The organism is Ligilactobacillus sp. JN-6 (Y).1 (assembly GCF_058111525.1).
In genome coordinates, this window is the sequence record NZ_CM176599.1 from 1,632,791 (window position 1) to 1,651,409 (window position 18,619).

General features: G+C 39.1%; 19 protein-coding genes and 2 pseudogenes. 19 read left to right on the top strand and 2 right to left on the bottom strand.

The annotated features are described in order from the left end of the window. Positions 1–366 precede the first annotated feature (366 nt). The 13 genes and pseudogenes from AC3XNE_RS07495 (at position 367) to AC3XNE_RS07555 (ending at position 11,713) form a co-directional block, all read left to right on the top strand. Positions 367–1,584, top strand: coding sequence for a betaine/proline/choline family ABC transporter ATP-binding protein (locus AC3XNE_RS07495; protein ID WP_489831477.1), 1,218 nt, complete (start codon positions 367–369; stop codon positions 1,582–1,584). A gap of 5 nt (positions 1,585–1,589) precedes the next feature. Next, positions 1,590–2,216: an ABC transporter permease gene (locus tag AC3XNE_RS07500; protein WP_489831478.1), complete on the top strand. Its 627-nt coding sequence runs from the start codon at positions 1,590–1,592 to the stop codon at positions 2,214–2,216. A gap of 11 nt (positions 2,217–2,227) precedes the next feature. Further along, a complete protein-coding gene (locus tag AC3XNE_RS07505) occupies positions 2,228–3,175 on the top strand; it encodes an osmoprotectant ABC transporter substrate-binding protein (RefSeq protein ID WP_489831479.1) in 948 nt (315 codons plus the stop codon). Next, complete coding sequence (locus AC3XNE_RS07510; RefSeq protein WP_489831480.1) at positions 3,175–3,831, top strand: ABC transporter permease; 657 nt, start codon at positions 3,175–3,177, stop codon at positions 3,829–3,831. The genes AC3XNE_RS07505 and AC3XNE_RS07510 overlap by 1 nt, the downstream gene beginning before the upstream one ends. Positions 3,832–3,893: 62 nt before the next feature. Beyond that, entirely contained in the window at positions 3,894–4,778 is an 885-nt protein-coding gene (locus AC3XNE_RS07515; RefSeq protein ID WP_489831481.1) for a glycosyltransferase family 8 protein, read from the top strand. Continuing rightward, complete coding sequence (locus AC3XNE_RS07520; protein ID WP_489831482.1) at positions 4,778–5,509, top strand: SAM-dependent methyltransferase; 732 nt, start codon at positions 4,778–4,780, stop codon at positions 5,507–5,509. The genes AC3XNE_RS07515 and AC3XNE_RS07520 overlap by 1 nt, the downstream gene beginning before the upstream one ends. A 410-nt stretch (positions 5,510–5,919) precedes the next feature. Next, complete coding sequence (gene croR / locus AC3XNE_RS07525) at positions 5,920–6,609, top strand: response regulator transcription factor CroR (protein ID WP_489831483.1); 690 nt, start codon at positions 5,920–5,922, stop codon at positions 6,607–6,609. A gap of 21 nt (positions 6,610–6,630) precedes the next feature. Then, positions 6,631–7,812 carry a sensor histidine kinase gene (locus AC3XNE_RS07530; protein ID WP_489831484.1) on the top strand — a complete coding sequence of 394 codons (1,182 nt, stop codon included), beginning with the start codon at positions 6,631–6,633 and terminating at the stop codon, positions 7,810–7,812. Positions 7,813–8,069: 257 nt separating this feature from the next. Further along, positions 8,070–9,119, top strand: coding sequence for a serine hydrolase (locus AC3XNE_RS07535; RefSeq protein WP_489831485.1), 1,050 nt, complete (start codon positions 8,070–8,072; stop codon positions 9,117–9,119). A 29-nt stretch (positions 9,120–9,148) separates the two neighbouring features. Beyond that, positions 9,149–9,412, top strand: a pseudogene (locus tag AC3XNE_RS07540) (serine hydrolase); the annotation flags it as partial. 204 nt (positions 9,413–9,616) lie between these two features. Continuing rightward, complete coding sequence (locus AC3XNE_RS07545; RefSeq protein WP_489831486.1) at positions 9,617–10,384, top strand: AzlC family ABC transporter permease; 768 nt, start codon at positions 9,617–9,619, stop codon at positions 10,382–10,384. Positions 10,385–10,387: 3 nt separating this feature from the next. After that, positions 10,388–10,732, top strand: a complete 345-nt coding sequence (locus AC3XNE_RS07550) for an AzlD domain-containing protein (RefSeq protein ID WP_489831488.1) — start codon at positions 10,388–10,390, stop codon at positions 10,730–10,732. Positions 10,733–10,888: 156 nt separating this feature from the next. Next, the gene (locus AC3XNE_RS07555) at positions 10,889–11,713 is read left to right on the top strand and encodes an alpha/beta hydrolase (RefSeq protein ID WP_489831489.1); all 825 of its coding nucleotides are present in this window, start codon (positions 10,889–10,891) and stop codon (positions 11,711–11,713) included. Positions 11,714–11,836: 123 nt separating this feature from the next. Here AC3XNE_RS07555 and AC3XNE_RS07560 read toward each other — a convergent pair whose 3' ends face one another. Next, positions 11,837–12,478, bottom strand: coding sequence for a phosphatase PAP2 family protein (locus tag AC3XNE_RS07560; protein WP_489831490.1), 642 nt, complete (start codon positions 12,476–12,478; stop codon positions 11,837–11,839). Positions 12,479–12,654: 176 nt separating this feature from the next. Between AC3XNE_RS07560 and AC3XNE_RS07565 the strand changes: the two genes are divergently transcribed. The 4 genes from AC3XNE_RS07565 (at position 12,655) to AC3XNE_RS07580 (ending at position 15,598) form a co-directional block, all read left to right on the top strand. Next, on the top strand, positions 12,655–13,548 hold the full coding sequence (locus tag AC3XNE_RS07565) for a hypothetical protein (RefSeq protein WP_489831491.1): 894 nt from the start codon (positions 12,655–12,657) through the stop codon (positions 13,546–13,548). Between the two features lie 93 nt (positions 13,549–13,641). Then, positions 13,642–14,547, top strand: a complete 906-nt coding sequence (locus AC3XNE_RS07570) for an RluA family pseudouridine synthase (protein WP_489831492.1) — start codon at positions 13,642–13,644, stop codon at positions 14,545–14,547. 43 nt (positions 14,548–14,590) lie between these two features. Next, positions 14,591–15,238: a metal-dependent transcriptional regulator gene (locus AC3XNE_RS07575; protein WP_489831493.1), complete on the top strand. Its 648-nt coding sequence runs from the start codon at positions 14,591–14,593 to the stop codon at positions 15,236–15,238. Positions 15,239–15,397: 159 nt separating this feature from the next. Continuing rightward, entirely contained in the window at positions 15,398–15,598 is a 201-nt protein-coding gene (locus AC3XNE_RS07580) for a cold-shock protein (RefSeq protein ID WP_206463917.1), read from the top strand. A 155-nt stretch (positions 15,599–15,753) separates the two neighbouring features. Here the strand turns inward: AC3XNE_RS07580 and AC3XNE_RS07585 are convergent. Continuing rightward, positions 15,754–16,816: pseudogene (locus AC3XNE_RS07585) on the bottom strand (LCP family protein). Between the two features lie 421 nt (positions 16,817–17,237). Between AC3XNE_RS07585 and AC3XNE_RS07590 the strand changes: the two are divergent. After that, positions 17,238–18,014 (top strand): DUF805 domain-containing protein, encoded by a 777-nt coding sequence (locus AC3XNE_RS07590; RefSeq protein WP_489831494.1) that lies wholly within the window; start codon positions 17,238–17,240, stop codon positions 18,012–18,014. 68 nt (positions 18,015–18,082) lie between these two features. Further along, positions 18,083–18,616: a GNAT family N-acetyltransferase gene (locus tag AC3XNE_RS07595; RefSeq protein ID WP_489831495.1), complete on the top strand. Its 534-nt coding sequence runs from the start codon at positions 18,083–18,085 to the stop codon at positions 18,614–18,616. The last annotated feature ends 3 nt before the right edge of the window (positions 18,617–18,619 follow it).

Genomic DNA, 18,619 nt, shown 5'->3' on the forward strand with positions numbered 1-18,619 from the left:
ATTTTGAGTGTAAATACTTGATATTTTTTTTGCCTGAAAATATCGATCTGCTTTCTTAATAAATAACTAGGTGTTTAACTAAGCATTGTATACCAAAAAAATTGTATTAAAAAAAGTGGGATTTAACGAGTGAGTGGAAGAGAAAAATATTTATATTGCTCTGATAGTGAAAAACATCACATAATAAAAAGGCGTATCAGCATATTTAAATTATAAGCTAAACGTTATGAAAACTGCTGGATGAAAACGGCAAAATGGGTGCCATGTGGGTTTTCTAAAATCATAACTAAATTCATATTATTTAAAAAAATGAGAGTTTTATGATATTGTTCTAGTGAGCACGATTACAAGTTAGGAGGAGAAGTAATGGAAGAACCTATTTTATCCTTTAAGGATGTTAAAAAGGTTTATCGAGGCGGAAGCATGGGTGTTGAAGGTGTTAACCTTACGATCGACAAAGGTGAATTTGTCTGTTTGATCGGAACTTCCGGCTCGGGTAAGACCACGCTTATGCGGATGATCAATCGAATGCACGATGCAACTTCAGGAGAGATATTATTTAACGGGCAAGATATCAAGCAATCTGACCCAGTTGCTTTACGGCGTCAGATCGGTTATGTGATCCAAAACATCGGGTTGATGCCGCATATGTCGATCTACGATAATATCACACTTGTCCCTCGTTTATTGAAATGGCCAGAGAAAAAGAAAAGAGAGCAGGCCGAAAGGTTATGTAAGGAAGTTGAACTTCCGCAGGAGTTTCTCGATCGCTATCCATCACAACTTTCAGGTGGGCAGCAACAACGTGTGGGTGTTATCAGGGCTTTAGCTGCTAACCAAGATCTGATCTTGATGGACGAACCATTTGGTGCCTTGGATCCACTTACTCGTGAATCGTTACAAGATCTGGTCAGCGACCTGCAGAAACGTTTGAAAAAGACGATCGTTTTTGTAACGCATGATATTGATGAAGCTCTTAGACTTGCGACTAAGGTCGTGATCCTAGATAAAGGGCATATAGTGCAAAGTGATTCTCCTGATGAGATATTACAGCACCCGGCAACCGATTTTGTCAAAAACCTTGTGGGTGAAGAACGCTTAAGTCAAGCTCGGGCTGAATTATCGACTGTTGATCAAATTATGCAGAAAGATCCGGTCAAGATCACTTTAGAGCGTTCAGTCTCAGAAGCTATTAAACTCATGCGGCAGCGAAGAGTGGATACTTTGCTTGTTGTAGACAATGATAATTATTTCAAAGGATATGTTGACATCGACACTATTACATCTCACTACAAGAGTGCAACTAGTGTGTCGGACCTGATGAGTACAGATATGCCGACACTTCAAAGTGATACTTTGGTCAGAAAAACTGTCCGGAAAATGTTGAACCGTGATTTCAAATATTTACCAGTGGTCGCTAAAGATAATAAACTTCTTGGCATCGTAACGCGGACGACGATGGTCGACGTTGTTTATGATACGATCTGGGGCGATACTGCGAACGACCAGTTGGTTGATGGGCCTGATGAAAGCCAGGAAAATAGTGATCACGACAATGACGCTTCAGCAGTCAAGGGAGAGTGATGACAATGATGGCCTTTTTAAACCAATATGGTGGCGAGTTAGTCACAAAGACTTGGGAGCAGTTATATATTTCAGCGTTCGCTTTATTCTTAGGCGTTGTTGCTGCTGTTCCGATCGGAATTATTTTGACGCGGCTTCCTAAAACGGCAAAAATCGTCGTTGGGGTCGCCAGTATGTTGCAAACAGTACCTTCACTTGCTTTGTTGGCGTTAATGATCCCGATTTTTGGGATCGGGAAAGTCCCTGCAATAGTGGCGTTGTTTATTTACTCTTTATTGCCGATCCTACGTAATACTTATATCGGCATGAACGACGTTGACCCGACCCTTAAAGATAGTGCCAGAGGGATGGGCATGACGACCATGCAATCGATCATGCAAGTTGAATTACCAATGGCAATGCAGGTTATTATGGCAGGTATTCGTTTATCGGCAGTTTACGTTATTGCTTGGGCTACCCTGGCATCTTATATTGGTGCTGGCGGCTTAGGGGATTTTATCTTTAATGGTCTGAATCTTTATCAACCAGACTTGATCATTGGCGGTACGATCCCGGTTACAATACTGGCATTAGTTGTCGACTTCCTGCTAGGCAAATTGGAGTATCATCTAACTCCGATCTCACAGCGATAGGAGGGTCACTTATGTTAAGAGATTTTACCCATAGATTTAAAAAATCAATTGTTTTGGGTCTGTGTGCTTTGTTGGTCTTGGTTGGCGGATGTTCTTTTCCCGGGCTGAGCGGGACCGGGGCTTCCGATAAAACTGTCAGGATCGCTTCAGTTACTTCTACAGAATCACAGATCATCGCAAATATAATTTCAGAATTGATCACGCATGAAACTAACTATAAGACTTCTTTAGTCAATAACTTGGGTTCGTCGTCTGTGTCGCAAGCAGCCTTACAACGTAATGATGCTGATGTAATGGCTACAAGTTATACAGGGACAGATCTAACGGGGACTTTGCAATTGCCGCCTGAAAAAGATCCTAAAAAAGCAACTCATATTGTTAACTCCCAATTAAAGAAACGTTATGGTCAAATCCGTTATCCTTCGATGGGATTTGCTGATACCTATGCTTTTATGGTGACTCAAGCAACAGCCAAAAAATATAATTTAAATAATGTTTCTGACATGCAAAATCACGCTAAGCAAATGAAAGCCGGAGTCGACAGTTCGTGGATGAACCGTAAAGGTGACGGTTATAAGGAATTTTCTCAAGCATATGGATTTGACTTCCAAAGAGTTTATCCAATGCAGCTCGGATTAGTTTATAGTGCCGTTGAACAAGGAAAGATGAATGCTGTGTTAGGTTATTCAACGGATGGACGGATCAAGAGTTACAATCTGAAAGTCTTAAATGATGATAAACATTTCTTTCCACCTTATGACTGCTCACTGGTGGTTAATGGCAAGTTTTTAAAAGCCCATCCAGATCTGCGTAAATTGTTGCACCGGTTGGACGGAAAAATCGATTTAAAGCAAATGCAAACTTTGAACTACCAGGTAGACAATAACTTATTAGAGCCGTCTGTTGCAGCACGACAATTTCTAGAAAAGAATAATTACTTTAGAGGAGCTGATCAATAATGAGTAACATGGGATTATGGCAACAATTTTGGTATTATATGGTCCATAATGGCTCATACGTGCTCGAACAATTTAGTCGACATTTTTTGATCGCTGTATATGGTGTTTTGTTCGCTGCGATAGTTGGGATACCATTGGGAATATTTATTGCACGTCATCATAAGCTCAGTTCATTTACGATCGGAGCTGCCAATGTGATCCAAACGATCCCATCATTGGCCATGTTGTCGATCTTGATGCTTGCATTGGGTTTGGGCGTAAATACTGTGATCGTGACAGTATTCCTATATTCTTTACTGCCGATCGTAAAAAACACTTATACTGGTATGATCAGTGTTAGTAACGATGTACTCGATACTGCTCAGGGAATGGGAATGACCCAAATGCAACAGTTATTTTTAGTTGAGTTGCCTTTGGCGGTTTCTGTGATCATGGCAGGTGTCAGAAATGCTTTGGTCGTCGCTATTGGGAATGTCGCTATTGGTGCCTTTGTTGGTGCTGGCGGACTGGGTGACATTATTATCCGCGGGACCAATGCTACTAACGGTGGAGCGATCATTTTGGCTGGTGCATTACCGACTGCACTTATGGCGATCATTGCTGATTCTGTACTGGGATGGATCGAAAGAAGACTTCAGCCGCACGGAGCACAATAAATATGATATAATGTTTGCGAAGTTTGATTTATAAGAATAATAAACAAAATGGGGTTCAAGACATGAATTTATTGTTTGCGGTGAATGATGGATTTGTTGATCAGATGTTGACTGTTGTTTATTCCATCTTGCAGAATTCTCGCGTTTCGCACATTAAAATGTTTGTGATTCAAGAAAAAGAGTTGGAAAAGACTTTTGAAATCAACCAATTCTGTCAAGAGAACCAAGTTGAATATTGTCCGATAATTGTAGATGGTAATGAATTTGCGAATGCGCGGATCACTGATCGCTATCCACACACGATATACTATCGTCTTTTAGCCCATAAGTATTTGCCAGCAGACATTGATAAGATATTATATTTGGATGCTGATCTGTTGTGTATCAACGACATCACACCCTTGTATAATATGGACATTAGTGAATATTTATATGGAGCATGCAGCCATAGCCGTTTAACTAATGTGACCGAAGTAGTGAATAGGGTGCGTTTGAAAAATGAGGATGCTGATGCTTATTATAATTCTGGTGTCTTGTTGATGAACTTACGCAAGATCCGCCGGGTCGTTGATCCCGGAGATGTCTTCGAATTTATTGAGAAGAATAAGTTTAATCTGTTACTGCCCGATCAAGATATTTTGAATGGCTTGTATGGTCATCAGATCAAACAATTGCCAGATGAGATCTGGAATTTTGATGCCCGCAAGAATCGGACATATGAAATGTTAAGTATGGGTGAGTGGGATTTGAATTGGGTGATGGAACATACAGCCATCTTACATTTTTGTGGGCGTGAAAAACCGTGGAAGGCTGGCTATTTTGGCAGATATTCTGCTTTATACAAGCATTATTCCCATCAGGCATTACAATTAAACTTTACAGAAAACGCACAGGATCGCCCACTGAGTACCGATACGGAATTTTCATTCAGACATGGTCGCTCATAATGCAAAAAGAGTTGGAGATCAAAAAGTATTTGGCAACAATAGCGGAATATGAAAAAGAGTACTGTGGGATTTTTCCAGTGCAAAAGAGGCTGCAAGCTGTGAGCCAAACAGTTAAAGCCTTTCGGGATAGATCTTTGCCGGAGTATCCTCTACCAAAACTAGAATTATCAGAAGGAGCTATTTTTGCACTGCTTGATCATCATGCAGACGTTTTAGAGATGGAAAATTCTTTAAATGATATACGGCAGTGTGTGATCCAAAATTTTGGTATCTGGCACATTTTTTCAATTACTTGGGTCAACGATTTACAAGAATACCTAAATGGACGGTCAACCCTTCAAGTGATGGCTGGAAACGGTATTTTGGCTAGTAAATTAGAAAATGTTATCGCAACTGATAATTTGGACTGGCATGGACAAGATATAACAAAACCATCCCCTTGGACAACGGTTAAACATTTGGATGCTTTGGCCGCTGTTGAAAGATATTACAAAGATGTTGATGTAATAATTATGGAATGGGCGCCTGATGGGGCGACGATCGACCATGGTATTTTACAGTTTTTGCGGAACGTCAACTGGTCGGGGGAGTTTTTGGTTATTGGAGAAAGAAATGGAGCAACAAATTCGTCCCTTTTTTGGCAGACCGCTAGCTTAACCATAGTTTCGCAACTAAATGTGCACCATCAGCCATTTGATTTTATTAAAGACCAAGTTTTCAGTGTCGAATGATTTTTAAGGCAATAAATTTTGTTTAATGAAAAAGTCCCTTTGGTTTGGGACTTTTTCTTTGTCTTCATTTCCGCTGAAATGTTAAACTAATCATTCAATTGTTGTGGTTAAAAACACATAAATTTAATTGTTAAATACTAGTTTCGAGTGAATTTAATGAATTCTTTAGGTACGATAGATGTAAAATTTGGTACAATAATGTATAAATAATAACTGTAAATGATAATACTATAAATGAAATAAAAATTTGGTTTCCTTAAGGACACTGAGCGTAAAAGAAAAGGTTTGAAAACCGGTGGAATGCTGAAAGTTACTATGCTTTCTTAAATAGGCAGACCATAGAGAAAAAGTTATTATTGGACAGGTGTTCTCACTTTTAGGATAACCAGCTAATAACAAGGAGAAAAAACATGAAAATTTTAGTTGTTGATGATGATAAGGATATTGTTGAATTATTAAGTATTTACATTCAAAACGAAGGTTATGAAGTTGAGAAAGCCTTTGGGGGCAAGGAAGCTTTGACTAAGCTGAATACGAATACTGATATTGGGCTGATGATCTTGGACATTATGATGCCGCAAGTTGATGGTTTGGAGGTAGTTAAAGAAGTTCGCCGTGATTCACAGATCCCGATCTTGATGCTGTCGGCTAAGACTGATGATATTGATAAGATCCATGGGCTGATCCAAGGCGCTGACGACTATGTTACAAAACCATTTAATCCTTTGGAGGTCATGGCACGAGTCAAGTCTTTGCTTCGTCGTTCTCAACATCAAGTTCAAAATGAAGAGCCCGATCAACTGGAGGTCGGTCCATTGATCATTAAAAAAGACTCGCACGAAGTAATAACGGTCGACGGGACAGAAGTGCAATTAACGGCTTTAGAGTTCGGGATATTGTATCTGTTGGCTAGTCATCCTAATCGTGTCTTTTCAGCAGATGAGATCTTTGAGCGCGTTTGGAAGCAAGAGTCAGTTGTTTCTGCCAAAACAGTAATGGTCCATGTCAGTCATTTGCGTGACAAGATCGAAGAAGCTACTGGTGGAGAAAAAGTCGTTCAAACCGTTTGGGGTGTTGGTTATAAAGTTGAAACACGCTAATTACTGGGAGAGTGACTGTATTTGAAATTTCAGTTAACTGGTAGAGAGAAAAGTGAACTTTTTGGTGAAGCGATCGTAACCATCATTTTGTTACTTTTGTTGAATATGTCGATTTTTCTGATCGTGGATCAGTTGATCGCTACTAACCCCGGTATCGAAAATGGTATCTTTCAAATTAAAATGTCACTTTCTTTTGGACCGCAGCATATCCAATTTTGGAGTTGGGGTTGGGCGTTTACTTTGCTAATGCTGATCGTTGATGCCTTTGTTTTGTATTGGCGTTTGATCAGAAGATATCGTCAGATGCAATTACGACACGTTATCGTTGAGTTGCATTATATTGCATCTGGTCATTTCGATCATCGCATCCCGTTTACTTTGTCCGGACAAATGCAACGCGTCGTTGAAAGTGTTAATGCATTGGTCGATAGTACGATCAGCTCTTTGGAAGAAGAGCGATCGATCGAACGCTCTAAGGATGAATTGATCACTAATGTCAGTCATGATATTAGGACACCTTTGACTTCGATTATTGGTTATCTGGGGTTGATCGAGGATAAACAGTATCAACATGAAGAAGATCTGTTGAAATATACACACACGGCGTTTTTAAAGTCAAAACAAATGAAATCTTTAGTGGATGATCTATTTGAATATACTAAAGTGCGGCAAACAGACGCTAAACTTGAAACAGTGCAGATCGATCTGAATGCGATGCTTGAACAACTAGGTGCAAGTTTTGAACTGGAAGCTTCAAAAAAAGACATGCAGGTCACGGTCGACGTTAGTGATAAAGCATTAATGATCGAAGCTGATCCTGAAAAGCTGGCAAGAGTTTTCAATAACCTTGTTTCAAACGCCTTGAAGTATGGACATGGTGGTAAAAACATTTATTTATCTGCCAGAAAAATCTCTAATCGTGAAGTTGAAGCTGTGGTGGCTAATGATGGTGAGCCGATCCCCCAAAGTGATCTTGGACAGATCTTCGAACGCTTTTATCGGGTCGAAGGTTCGCGTTCTAAAGAAACAGGAGGTACTGGTTTAGGTTTGGCGATCGCGCTGGGGATAGTCGAGCTTCATCATGGTTACATTTATGCCTCTTCGGATGAAAAAATCACAAAATTTATTATGCGTTTTCCAGTTAAACATAGTGATGTTTTAAAGGCGTCAGAAACAAGACAAAAAAACGGACAAGGTAAATAGGGTAGGTTATCCGCTATTTTTCTTTGTACGCTTTTCACAAAAGGCCAAATCAGCAGGTTTTTATAGATACCTGCTGATTTGTTTGGTGTGCAAGCTTGTCGGCAAATCATATAGGTAGATCCTTGCTATGACTTAAAAATTGTGTTGTCTAATGCTAAGTTTTCATTCACTGTTGCAATCTTACAGACTTTGTGTCAAAGTTAATAAGTATCTGAAATTTAAAAATAATAATATAAGCGAGAGGGACCATTTGAATTATGAAAACTTTTAGTCAATTACAAAAATGTGTGGCTGGTATTGTTACTGGCTTTGTGCTTTTTGGTGCAGGTCTGTTTACAAGTACTGCAACAAATCCGGTCAACCAAGTTTCTGCCAATACAGTGGACAACTTAAAGACTGCAGATGTGAACGTCAAGGCAAAGTCGGCTATTGTGATCGATGCTAAGACTGGCCAGGTGCTGTACGCTAAAAATGCTGACCAAAAACGGGAAACAGCTTCAATGAGTAAGTTGATGACGATTTATTTAGTCTTAGATGCGATCAAAAATAAGAAATTGAACTGGGATCAAAAGATATCTCCTTCAGAAGGCGCGGTTAAGGTCAGTCAAAACACAAATTACTCTAATGTCCCACTAAAGGCTGGTCATAAATATACAGTACGTGATCTCTATCGGGCAACTGTTATTTATTCGGCGAATGGTGCTGCAATGGCCTTGGCTGATCAAATAGGCGGCAACCAGCAGAAATTTGTTGACATGATGCGTTCTGAGGCTAAAAAAATGGGTATCAAGGACGCAGAATTTTATACTGCAAATGGCTTAAATAACGGTGATGTGAAGCAAGATAAGTACAAAGGCGCCCCAGATTCAGCTACTAATAAAATGTCTGCGAATGATATGGCACTTCTCTCCAAAAAACTGTTAACAGATCATCCTGAAGTGTTAAAGACGACGCGTATCAAAGAAGCTAAATTTGATAACGGGGATACTAAAACCGACATGCCAAATTGGAATTGGATGCTCAAGGGCTTGGCTAAATCTTATTCGGCATTACCTGTGGATGGACTTAAAACGGGGACATCTGATTCAGCTGGAGCTAACTTTGCTGCTACGGTCCATAAAGATGGGCACCGAGTTATCACAATCGTAATGGGAGCTCGACACAAGAACGATGCAGATACCGCGCGTTTTGAAGAGACTCAAAAAATAATGTCTTATGTTTATAATAACTATAAATATACTAACATTAAATCAGGCTTGAATTTTAAAAAGAACTCACATTACCGGTATATCATGGCAAAGATCTAACCGTTCAAACTAAGACTGGTAGTGGTACACATGTTTGGTTGGAAAAAGGGAAAGATGCTGATTCAATAACTGGTAAAGTTGTAGGAAATAAAAAATTGTATAAAAAAGACGGCCTGGAAGCACCGATCAAGAAAGGACAAAAAGTTGGCACTTATGAATTAAGTGTTAAGGGTCAGCAAACGCCATTTGTCGATGGTAATAATGCGTTTAAAACACAAGCTGTTGCTAGTCAGGCTGATAAGAAGGCCAATATTTTTGTAAACGGCTGGCGTGCTATCAAGAGCATATTTTAAACTTCTTTGACTGTATCTTTTGATTTATAAAGATACAGTTTTTTTAATTAGGTATAGCTTATGCCCACTGAAAGCAAGTGATAGAAAATAATGGATATTACTATAAAACAGAAGTATTAGCTGAAAAAAAGTTGCAAATAGCTTATGTTCATATGTTATAATTTACGGTGAAACTTTATATTTGGAATTTTTGGAGGCATACCTGTGAAAAAATCCGATACACGTCGTAAGGAAGTTTTCCAGATCGCTTTACCGCTTTGCCTGAGTTACATACCGATCGGTCTGGCATGCGGTGTTTTGTTACATGCGGCTGGTTTTAACTTTTTAATGACAGCTTTGGTTTCCTTACTAGTCTTTTCTGGTGGGGCTCAATTTATGATCGCTTCCATGTTGACGATTCATGCTCCAATGCAAACTATTTTGTTAATGTTATTGTTTTTGGAGATGAGATATGCATTGTTGGGGTCGAGTTTATCTCAATATGTTCGTGGAACGAGCAAAAAGTTCTTGCTGACATTTGCAGCGTCGATGAACGATGAAAATTATGCGGTAAATTATTTGAAGTTTGCGACCGATAAGACATGGTCGCCACAAAATGCTTTATTAGTTGAACACCTTTCGTTATTTTTTTGGACGGTGTCTAATTTGATCGGTAGTTTTGCAGGAGGTTTTATTTCTGTTAATTTAACTATCGTTGATTATGCACTCACTGCTTTATTTATTTATATGATCGTAATGCAGATCAAAAATCGTTTGACCATTTTGATAAGTATCGTTTCTGGCATACTTGCTGTTTTATCTATGATGTGGTTAAAGAGTACAATGGGGCTGGTTGTTGCAACTTTACTCGCTTCCTTGATCGGTTTTGCATTAGAAGATCGTTTATTAAAGAAAGTTAAAAACAGAGGCTTTTTATTGAAGAAAATAAAGCTGAGTGGTAAGCGCAAGGAAATTAGCAAATCGGGAGAATAGATTATGAGTGTAACTACTAATTTAGATCATTTCATCTTGATCATGCTATCAATGTTAGTTGCTTTTGTGCCGCGTTATTTTCCAATGAAGATCTTCGCTAGTAGGCAGATCCCAAATTGGTTTAATGAGTGGATGAAGTACGTGCCCGTTTCTTTGTTTACGGCGTTGGTAGTAAAAGATGTGTTTATGAACACTGAAACATATGAATTTATCGGTTTTGACAGTGTTGCAAAAATCATTGCATCTGTGATAGTCATGGCTGTAGCTTATTTTTCACGGTCGATGGGTTTAGCGGTCGTAGTTGGTTTGATCGCTGTGGCTGTTTTATCATTGGTCGTACCTATTTAATTTGATTAACTGAAAGACTATCTGGACAGATGGTCTATTTTTTTGCTTTCTTTTAAAAGTCATTTGATATTGATATACTGGGTGTTAGAAATAAAGAAGGTCTCTGAGTTTTGCGAATAGGGATGTCTATTTTGTGTAATGTAAGGAGGAGCAAAATTGAAATACTTTACTGAAAAAATTTCGACTTCATTCTCAAACGAAGCTACTTTGACAGGCTACATCTTGGATAATAGTGCGGAAGTCGATGCAGACAGGACTAGACCTGCTGTTTTGATCTGTCCAGGGGGAGGATATCGTTTTACTTCTGATAAGGAAGCTGAACCCGTTGCTATTAAGATGAATTCAATAGGCTGTCAAGCCTTTGTACTTCGGTATTCGTGTGCGCCGGCTCATTATCCTACAGCTTTATTTGAGTTGGCAACAGCAGTTAAGTTGATCCGGGATAAAGCAGTTGATTTTAACGTGGATCCACAAGAGATCATTGTCCTTGGCTTTTCAGCGGGTGGACATTTGGCAGCTAGTTTAGCAACGAAATGGGACCAGGACGTATTGACCTCTGCTGGTTTTGTCGCGGAAGAAATTAAGCCCAATGCTCTGGCACTTGCGTATCCGGTGATCACGACCGGAGCTTTTGCCCATGAGGATTCGTTTAAGGCTTTATTAGGTGAAAATGCTTCTGAAGAAACCTTAAATGACCTTTCTCTGGAAAAGCAAGTTACAGAACAGACTCCGCCGGCCTTTATTTGGACTATTTATGATGATGCCTCAGTTCCTGTCGAAAATACTTTGTTATATGTGAAAGCTTTGAAAAGGGTCGGCATTAATTGTGAATTGCATATTTTTTCGCATGGTGCGCATGGCATGAGCCTAGCTACTGAGGAAACAGCACCCTACGATAGTGAACACAGATCGCATGCAGTTGAGATTTGGCCGCAATTGTTTGCAAATTGGCTACAAAACAGGGTGGAACATAGCGGTTAGGACACGGATCTCGCAAACATGACCTTATAAAGTTCATGGCTGGAAAGCTTGAAAGATCATTGCAAGAAAAATACCAGGAAAGTCTCTCAGACTAACTTTTCTGGTATTTTTTAAACTAAGACTCTATGTTTTTTTGCGTTTTCTGTTGAACTCGCTGACTACGGTGAATAATTGCCAACTAGCTGTTGCTAGAAATAAACTGCCAATAGTATCACTGAGAAAATGCGCGTGCAAGTATACCCGAGTGAAAGCGATCAAAACAATTAATAACCATCCGCTAACGATCATAATGATTTGTCGCATATGGGAGAAGTCAAATCTCTTCGCCAGCGCTAGCAGAGAATATACTAAAATGATGGTGGCAAATGTATGTCCGCTCGGAAAACTGAAACCGCCGACCGAGATCAGGCGGTGTAACGGACGTGGACGTTCGATCAACGATTTGACAAGATGGTTCAACAAATTAAGTGCACTAAACAAGACTAAGAAGTTCAGTCCTGTACGGAATTGCTGCTTATGCCCTAGATATACTGCGATGATCAAAGCGTAAATCGTCATCATCACAGGGCTGGCTAAATTTGAAATACCACTAATGATTTTAGTAGTCGTCAAACCTACCAGCGGGCGTAACAGGTTGATCGTTCCTTGATCTGCAGCTACGATGAAAGCTGCATGATGTTCTACAAAAATTGACAATAAAATGAATAAAAGCAAAGAAACGCTACCTACAAACGACCTAGTATAAGCATTCGAATATTTTTGCATAGCTGATCCTTTCTAAAATAAACATGGTTTATTATAACTTAAACGATCGAAACAGCACAAACTGGAAAGTTAATTAGAGAGATCTTTTATAGAAATACGAAGAGTGGACATTTTAATTCTGACTTCACCCTGTGCTATTATAAAAACAGGGTGATTCAGTAAAAGGAAGTGGTAGAATGGCTCAACAAGAAAACGAATTCAGACGGAAAGGCAAACAGCATTTTGTTCAAAGTAAACCGCCTTCACATGATCTTAGTCAACTGATCACGTTCTTTTTGTCATTGACATTGATGTGTACCTTGTTGGGGATCATGGCTAAAAATTCTTTTCTAAGCAAGAATTTTACCACAAAAGAGTTGATCAGTAACGAAAATGTTGCAGTTTTGCATAAGGGCATTTCTGCTTCTATTAATTCTTTTACTACAGATACAGATGCAGGTTTTGAACTATCAGGTGATTTGATCTCTAAACAACAGATCAAAGAAGATCTTAGTGAGACGATCGATAACTTGTACGCTGGTAAAAAGGAGCTATTGGCTCCTTCAAAAATAGTCGGGCAAGTAGAAGACAACTTTATGAAACAAGCTAACAGGCAGGGGATCTCGACTCAAAGTGAAAATTTTTTGAGTTATAAAAGCAATTTTATCGCACAGGTCAAAGCCGCAATGAATAACCAGATCAATAATTCTTTATTGTCAAAGGCTGCTCAAATGTTTAAGAAATCGCAAAACATCCTGCAAAGTATGTATCTGTGGGGTATGATATTAAGTACAATTTTAGCGGTATTGCTTCTTGTCCAAACAAGATCAGTTTTTAGATTTTCATATTACTCCGGGATCGCCTTTCTGGTGATCGGTTTGATAGTGTGGTTGTTGACCGAACTGGTCAAAGTCAGTGGGTTAGTTGAAAACTTTGCCGCGTCGATCGGGATGTACCGATCGTTCATAATTGATTATGGCAATGCAGTAACTGCTGTCTTTACCCATTACGCTAGTGTTTTCAGTTATGTTGGACTAGGATTATTATTGATCGCTTTATTAGGGAGATTTATTAGAAAAATTAGGCTTTGAATCTAGGCTGTAATGGTTGGAAGCGAAAGAATTCTGCTATAATAAAAGAAGTGTTTAGCAAAAACAATAGTTTGAAGTGAAAGGGACTAGTTAATGAAGTTCACATGGCAAAAAGATGATCATGGAAAAGAGACTGTTAAAGTTTTTTTGTCAAAGCATGGAGTAAGCCACCGCATGTTTAGGACGATCAAGCACAGACAGGGGAAGGTTTTGGTAGATCATCATGCGCAAAATTTAGGGTATTCATTGTCGGGGCCATGTGCTGTAACTTTGATATTAGACCCTGAGAAGCCTGATAATGCTGTACCACCAAGCGATGGACAGTTAAATGTCGTATACGAAGATACGAACTGGTTAGTGATCGATAAACAGGCAGGCTTGAATAGTGTTCCAGGGCCAAGTGACCGTAGTGATACTTTGGTAAACCGAGTCAAGGGCTATTTAGTTGCTCAAAATTCAAAGGACCTAGTGCCCCACGTCTTAACTCGTTTAGATAGGTTTACTAGCGGTTTAACTTTGGTAGCCAAGCATCGTTTTGCGCAAGGGCTGATCAATAAGCAAATGGAAGATCATAGTGTAACTAAGAAATATATCGCTCTAGTGGAGGGACATATTACTGAAAAGCACGACTTGATCGATCAGCCTCTGCAGCAGGCCCCTGAAAGTTTTGCTCAGGAAGTCAATGAAGCAGGTAAGACAGCTAAAACGGAATACTGGGTCTTAGAGGACCTTGGTAATATTGCAACCTTAGTCGAAATACAGCTTCATACTGGAAGGACTCATCAGATCCGGGCGCATTTTAGTTATTTAGGACATCCGTTGATCGGTGATGAGTTATACGGAGGCCGGACTGATCTAGGTCTGACAAGGCAAGCCTTACATGCAAGCAGGCTAGGCTTTGTTGATCCGTTTACAGATAAAAGATTAGGATTTGAGAGCCACTTGCCGCAAGATTTAGATAATGTTCTTAAATATTTACGAGGTGTGGAAGATCACTAAAAGGGCAAGCAGAATTGATAAATTTATACATGAGGTGAATAATTTGACCCCTAAAAAAGAGGATTATTTAAAAATTATGTTCGAACTTGGTGGTAAGCAGCGCAAAGTTAGTAACAAGCAAATCGCTGAGGGCCTAAATGTCGCGGCTGGCTCGGTAACGGAAATGGTTGCTAAATTAGTTAGCGAAGGATTAGTTATCCATACACCGTATGCAGGGATCTCGTTAACAGACAATGGGATCAAGATCGCGGAAAATTTGATACGCCGGCATCGGTTATGGGAAACTTTCTTAGTTGATAAGTTAAATTACAAATTGCAAGATGTTCATGATGATGCTGAGGTGCTGGAACATGCCACTAGTGACAATTTGGTTCAACATTTGGATGACTTTTTGGGCCACCCCAAACATTGTCCGCATGGCGGAATGATCCCAAGCATCGATGGAGATTATGCAGAGGAAAGTTATGATCTACTAGTCGATGCTGCTGATGGTTCCACTAAGTCTGTCGATCGTTTTGTTGATAATCATGAGTTATTAACATATCTTGATGAGATCCAACTGAACATTGGCGACACATTCACGGTCATAGAGCATGTTCCGTTTGAGGGACCGATCAAGGTAAAATTAGTAGGTTCTGGTGAAGAAGTCAGTATCAGTTACAATGCAGCTCATTATATTTTTGTCAATTAGTTCAAATTAGTTGTATCAATTACCATAAGGCTGTGTTATAATTCTTTATGTAGTTTGAATAGGTTTTTTTGGTAAGGATGTTTCACGATTTCCTCCATAAAGCGCCGACTAGAATTACAATATACGTGCCGAAAGGCGCAACAAGGAGGATCCATTATAATGGAACAAGGAACAGTAAAATGGTTTAATGCAGACAAAGGTTATGGCTTTATCACACGTGAAGACGGTAGCGATGTATTCGTACATTTTTCAGCTATCCAGGGTGAAGGCTTCAAGACTTTGGACGAAGGTCAGCATGTAACATTCGATGTTGAAGACAGCGACCGTGGCCCACAAGCAGCTAATGTTGTTAAAGACTAATTAAAAAATTAAAGTTAGGAGCAGGTCCTTTTGGGCTTGCTTTTTATTTTCCAAAAAAGCTTCGTTAACCTGAAGTAAAGCACAGTCGCCAAACAATCTTCTGGTGTTGTGGGCATATGTTACTTCACATGTTAACGAAGCTCTTTATTTTGTCATTAATTGATGTTTATTTGATTATTAGGATCTAGAGTACTTCCCGTTTGAGCCGCTGATAAATCAAGTGCTTTTCTCAAAAGGTTAGTTATTCGTTGTTTTTCATTTTCTTCTGGTACTTCAAAAGATTGTCCAGAAATCATTTCCGATTGACCTTGCAAATAAGTTGAGTTCATGTGATGTGTGGCTTTGCGGTATTTTGCGGCTAACAATAACATGTCAGTAAAACTGAGATCTGTTGTCATTTGCTTAGAAACGGTATTTAAAAATTTCTCGTCCAACAGATTGTCGACTTGAGTAGCTTCCATTGCCACTGCCATTAGGACTTGACGCTGACGTCCTTGACGTCCGTAGTCGCCTTGTGGGTCAGAATGGCGCATTCTTACATAAGCCAGGGCTTTTTTTTCCATCCATATGTACTTTTTGCCCTTTAGTAAATGAATAACCTCCATATGAAAATGATAAGGAAGGAGAAACATTGACCCCACCAACTGCGTTGATCAGGTTCTCAAGACCGCCCATGTTGATAGTTGCGTAATAATCGACCGGTACGTTTAAATACTTTTGTACCGTCTGGACTGCAGATGCAGGACCGTCATAAGAATAAGCTGAATTCAATTTAGAAGGATAGTCACTTTCATGACCATAAACAGCCACTTTAGTGTCACGCGGCAAGCTGACTAAATTCATTGATTTATTTTGCGGATTTAAAACAGCTAAAACTAAAGTATCCGTTCGTCCTTTAAATGAACGGCCTAAAGCCCCGGTGTCTGTTCCCATCAATAAAATAGAAATTGGACGACCATGCTTGAGAGCTGTTTTTGCATCACGTGCTTTTTTGATCCCGCTTTCTTTATGGATCATATTGATCGTAGAATGCGCAGTTTGATATTTTTGGTGTAAATAATGCCCTCCAGCTAGGAGGATAACTACAAAAAATAATAGGAACCAGAAAAAACATCCTTTTAAACGATGGTGCGGTGAGCGATGTTTTCTTTTCAGAGGTTCCTCAGTTTGTGTGTCTTCATCAAATGGTTCATCATATTGAGATCTACGTTGTGGCATAAAATTCCTCCTGGAAGTTACAAAGTCAAAGAAAAACTGCTTTAGGAAAAAGGAGAGTGATCTTTGAACATAGTGAAACTAATTTGATCCCTACAATTTAGGATCTTGTATGTATCTAGTCTTGATCAGCTTCATTGTAAACTTTTTATTGCTGACTTGAACATCATAAGTTCTTAAATGGTAACATACAAGGTATTATACTGCATAATAAGTAAAAATTTAAAAACGCTTATATTTTTAATAGTTAAGCAGCGACTTTATAGCTGATTATCTGAGCCGGTTGAGAAACGTGATATAATACAGAGTGGTAAAGGATCCTAATGATTTATTTACATTTGATACTTTATGAAAAAGCAATATTTTATTGTAAGTTAAATTTTTTGATTTGAACACGTTGTAAGAAAGGATGTTAAAACTAGCAATGTTTTATTGCGAAAAGTGTGGTAGCAAGAACGAAAGTAGTGGAGAGCGTTGTTCTTTTTGTGGAACTAAGCAAAAGACTATGGCCAATGAAGGCGAGATGAAAAATTGCAAGAAGTGTGAAAAGCAGATCTCAGTTTCGGCTAATTATTGCTATTACTGTGGTCAAGATCAAGCCGAGATCTTATTGAAAGAATTAAAACAACCTGTTGAAAAACAGGAAAAACAAGACGATCAAAAGGAGGAATCAGAGATCCCGACGGTCGACATTAGCGATCCCCAAAAATTAAAAGAATTTATCAAGATGGCTAAAAAAGAAGGGATCGAAGTTCATGTTTTGGGGAAAAACGAATCGTTTCGACCAGGGATCGTGGCTTCCACGAAATTGTTCCTTAAAGATTGGGTAAATGTTAATAAAAGAATGGGGCGAGCTGATTTTTGGTACGGTCTTTGTGGGGGCTTTTTATTATCAATGCCAGCCGGTCTCGTTATCAGTTTATTAGCATCCTTATTGGGGCCGTTGATGTCTGGCGCTGAAGGAAATATTTATAAGCTTGGTATAGCAGCTTGGATAGCATTTTTTTATGTTGCTTTATTGACTGCTATGGTTAGAAGATTACACGATATTGAATTACCAGGTTATTTGGCACTTTTACTCTTTCTTCCAGGTGGTGATCTGATAGCCTTGGTCATCGCAACGATGCCGCAACGGCGTACTAAGTCGAATTATACATTTAAAGATCCAAGAAAAAAGAATAAAAACAAGCATGATAGATAAATTAGCGGTCGGTACCTTGGAATGGTTTTGTGAGCAAAACAACTTTTCGAGAAGTAAAGGAGCCTAGTATGATGGAGACTCGAAGATTGATACTGCGCCAATTTCATGATGCGGATTGGCGGGATATATTAGAGTATGGCTCACAAGAGCAGGTTGCTAAACGAGCTAATTTTAGACCCTTAAGAACTAAAACGGATGCTCTTTCTTTTGAAGGAGTACTTTTTCGTGACGGTGTCTTAGCTTTGGAAGAAAAAAGTTCTACTAAAGTTATAGGGAATATCGGAGCCTTCCAACTCATCAAACCGGATGGTGTGATCGATAAAGGTGGCCGTGAAGTTGGCTATGCTTTGCACCAAAATTATTGGGGTCAGGGCTATATGACTGAGGCTTTGGCAGCTCTTTGTGAAATAGAAAGAAAAAAAGCAGTTAACTTTTTACAAGCTCGCGTATATGCAGACAATCTAAGATCACAAAAGGTCTTACAAAAGAATGGGTTTGAGTTTCAAAGAAAAAGAGAAGTTTTCGATGTTTTTCACCCGGAGAAAAAAATCTTGGAGTTGTTTTATGTTAAAATGTTAATTCAAAAGGAAGAAAGGTTTTGAGAT

What these genes read in the sequence shown, in the direction of transcription:
- AC3XNE_RS07495 (WP_489831477.1), top strand. Translation starts at nt 367, where the DNA reads ATGGAAGAACCTATTTTATCCTTTAAGGATGTTAAAAAGGTTTATCGA.
- AC3XNE_RS07500 (WP_489831478.1), top strand. Translation starts at nt 1,590, where the DNA reads ATGATGGCCTTTTTAAACCAATATGGTGGCGAGTTAGTCACAAAGACT.
- AC3XNE_RS07505 (WP_489831479.1), top strand. Translation starts at nt 2,228, where the DNA reads ATGTTAAGAGATTTTACCCATAGATTTAAAAAATCAATTGTTTTGGGT.
- AC3XNE_RS07510 (WP_489831480.1), top strand. Translation starts at nt 3,175, where the DNA reads ATGAGTAACATGGGATTATGGCAACAATTTTGGTATTATATGGTCCAT.
- AC3XNE_RS07515 (WP_489831481.1), top strand. Translation starts at nt 3,894, where the DNA reads ATGAATTTATTGTTTGCGGTGAATGATGGATTTGTTGATCAGATGTTG.
- AC3XNE_RS07520 (WP_489831482.1), top strand. Translation starts at nt 4,778, where the DNA reads ATGCAAAAAGAGTTGGAGATCAAAAAGTATTTGGCAACAATAGCGGAA.
- croR (WP_489831483.1), top strand. Translation starts at nt 5,920, where the DNA reads ATGAAAATTTTAGTTGTTGATGATGATAAGGATATTGTTGAATTATTA.
- AC3XNE_RS07535 (WP_489831485.1), top strand. Translation starts at nt 8,070, where the DNA reads ATGAAAACTTTTAGTCAATTACAAAAATGTGTGGCTGGTATTGTTACT.
- AC3XNE_RS07550 (WP_489831488.1), top strand. Translation starts at nt 10,388, where the DNA reads ATGAGTGTAACTACTAATTTAGATCATTTCATCTTGATCATGCTATCA.
- AC3XNE_RS07560 (WP_489831490.1), bottom strand. Translation starts at nt 12,478, where the DNA reads ATGCAAAAATATTCGAATGCTTATACTAGGTCGTTTGTAGGTAGCGTT.
- AC3XNE_RS07565 (WP_489831491.1), top strand. Translation starts at nt 12,655, where the DNA reads ATGGCTCAACAAGAAAACGAATTCAGACGGAAAGGCAAACAGCATTTT.
- AC3XNE_RS07570 (WP_489831492.1), top strand. Translation starts at nt 13,642, where the DNA reads ATGAAGTTCACATGGCAAAAAGATGATCATGGAAAAGAGACTGTTAAA.
- AC3XNE_RS07580 (WP_206463917.1), top strand. Translation starts at nt 15,398, where the DNA reads ATGGAACAAGGAACAGTAAAATGGTTTAATGCAGACAAAGGTTATGGC.
- AC3XNE_RS07590 (WP_489831494.1), top strand. Translation starts at nt 17,238, where the DNA reads ATGTTTTATTGCGAAAAGTGTGGTAGCAAGAACGAAAGTAGTGGAGAG.
- AC3XNE_RS07595 (WP_489831495.1), top strand. Translation starts at nt 18,083, where the DNA reads ATGATGGAGACTCGAAGATTGATACTGCGCCAATTTCATGATGCGGAT.